2 tRNA genes and 2 rRNA genes (1 of these 4 cut by a window edge) are annotated in these 2,500 nt (G+C 51.8%); all 4 read left to right on the forward strand.

Annotation, left to right across the window (positions count from 1 at the left end):
* The first annotated feature begins 135 nt into the window (after positions 1–135).
* Positions 136–1,626, forward strand: a 16S ribosomal RNA gene (locus AAFP14_RS26560).
* A gap of 117 nt (positions 1,627–1,743) precedes the next feature.
* A tRNA-Ile gene (locus AAFP14_RS26565) sits at positions 1,744–1,817 on the forward strand.
* A gap of 59 nt (positions 1,818–1,876) precedes the next feature.
* Positions 1,877–1,949 (forward strand) — tRNA-Ala (locus AAFP14_RS26570).
* Between the two features lie 205 nt (positions 1,950–2,154).
* Positions 2,155–2,500 (forward strand): 23S ribosomal RNA (locus tag AAFP14_RS26575) (it continues 2,555 nt past the right edge of the window).
* Together the 16S and 23S rRNA genes with 2 tRNA genes alongside form the textbook arrangement of a ribosomal RNA operon.

Here is a 2,500-nt window from a genome sequence, read left to right on the forward strand (position 1 = left end):
GAGATAGAGAGTAAAAGCAGTAGCTGATACTCAATATCACAAACAACGAAAAAAAAGTCAAGTAAAAAGGAAGGAAATCAGGTGTAATCGCCAAAATAACCGGAAAAGAGCTTGACGAGCCGAAAAAAACTCAACAACACGGAGAGTTTGATCCTGGCTCAGGATGAACGCTGGCGGTCTGCTTAACACATGCAAGTCGAACGGGTGTAGAAATACATTAGTGGCGGACGGGTGAGTAACGCGTGAGAATCTACCTTCAGGACGGAGACAACAGTGGGAAACGACTGCTAAGCCCCGATGTACCGCAAGGGAAAATATTTATAGCCTGAAGAAGAGCTCGCGTCCGATTAGCTAGTTGGAGAGGTAACAGCTCACCAAGGCGACGATCGGTAGCTGGTCTGAGAGGACGATCAGCCACACTGGGACTGAGACACGGCCCAGACTCCTACGGGAGGCAGCAGTGGGGAATTTTCCGCAATGGGCGAAAGCCTGACGGAGCAAGACCGCGTGGGGGAAGAAGGCTCTTGGGTTGTAAACTCCTTTTCTCTGGGAAGAACAAAATGACGGTACCAGAGGAATCAGCATCGGCTAACTCCGTGCCAGCAGCCGCGGTAAGACGGAGGATGCAAGCGTTATCCGGAATGATTGGGCGTAAAGCGTCCGCAGGTGGCAGTTCAAGTCTGCTGTCAAAGACCGGGGCTTAACCTCGGAAAGGCAGTGGAAACTGAACAGCTAGAGTATGGTAGGGGCAAAGGGAATTCCTGGTGTAGCGGTGAAATGCGTAGAGATCAGGAAGAACATCGGTGGCGAAGGCGCTTTGCTGGACCATAACTGACACTCAGGGACGAAAGCTAGGGGAGCGAATGGGATTAGATACCCCAGTAGTCCTAGCCGTAAACGATGGATACTAGGTGTTGTCTGTATCGACCCGGACAGTGCCGTAGCTAACGCGTTAAGTATCCCGCCTGGGGAGTACGCAGGCAACTGTGAAACTCAAAGGAATTGACGGGGGCCCGCACAAGCGGTGGAGTATGTGGTTTAATTCGATGCAACGCGAAGAACCTTACCAGGACTTGACATGTCGCGAATCCAGTGGAAACACAGGAGTGCCTTCGGGAGCGCGAACACAGGTGGTGCATGGCTGTCGTCAGCTCGTGTCGTGAGATGTTGGGTTAAGTCCCGCAACGAGCGCAACCCTCGTGTTTAGTTGCCATCATTAAGTTGGGCACTCTAAACAGACTGCCGGTGACAAACCGGAGGAAGGTGGGGATGACGTCAAGTCAGCATGCCCCTTACGTCCTGGGCTACACACGTACTACAATGGTAGGGACAGAGGGCAGCCAACTCGCGAGAGAGAGCTAATCCCGTAAACCCTGCCTCAGTTCAGATTGCAGGCTGCAACTCGCCTGCATGAAGGCGGAATCGCTAGTAATCGCAGGTCAGCATACTGCGGTGAATCCGTTCCCGGGCCTTGTACACACCGCCCGTCACACCATGGAAGTTGGCCACGCCCGAAGTCATTACTCTAACCTTTCGAGGAGGAGGATGCCGAAGGCAGGGCTGATGACTGGGGTGAAGTCGTAACAAGGTAGCCGTACCGGAAGGTGTGGCTGGATCACCTCCTTTTAGGGAGACCATCTGAAGACAGACCGAACCTAAACAATCAAGGTCTAGAATCAGTCATCCCTGGTCGTTCGAGATAATAGAGTCAAAGCTTTCAAACTATTAACGGGTTCAGGTAACGGGCTATTAGCTCAGTTGGTTAGAGCGCACCCCTGATAAGGGTGAGGTCCCTGGTTCAAATCCAGGATGGCCCACCTGGAAACAAGTGATCAAGTTTCAGTGTTGTCACAGAAACATCACGCACTCACTTAGTGGGGGTATAGCTCAGTTGGTAGAGCGCCTGCCTTGCACGCAGGAAGTCAGCGGTTCGAGTCCGCTTACCTCCACTCTCACTCAACCCAGAAGCCAAAAATTAGCCTCAACCAACCAGGGTAGAAATCAGCACCTAGACCAGCCAAAAGCTCGTCAGAATGCTGGAGTCACAACTCTAGTCAGAACCTTGAAAACTGCATAGACACAAAGTCATCATCAAACAGGTGAACCAACTGAGAAATCAGGAGGGGTAACCAGAGACCATCGACCACAGAAAGTGGTCAAGTTACAAAGGGCTAACGGTGGATACCTAGGCACACAGAGGCGAAGAAGGACGTGGCGACCGACGATAAGCTCCGGGGAGCTGGAAGCAAGCATTGAGCCGGAGATGTCCGAATGGGGCAACCCAGTAAGTACCAATTGAATACATAGATTGGTGCGGCGAACCCAGCGAATTGAAACATCTTAGTAGCTGGAGGAAGAGAAAGCAATAGCGATTTCCCAAGTAGTGGTGAGCGAACGGGAAACAGCCTAAACCAGAGGTTTTGACTTCTGGGGTCGTGGGACAGTCATCAACGAACCTGAAAACTAGACAAAGCAGTTGAAAGCTGCACCAGAGAAGGTG

This window comes from Microcoleus sp. EPA2 (assembly GCA_020882975.1).
In the GTDB taxonomy this organism is placed as follows: Bacteria; Cyanobacteriota; Cyanobacteriia; order Cyanobacteriales; family Microcoleaceae; genus Microcoleus.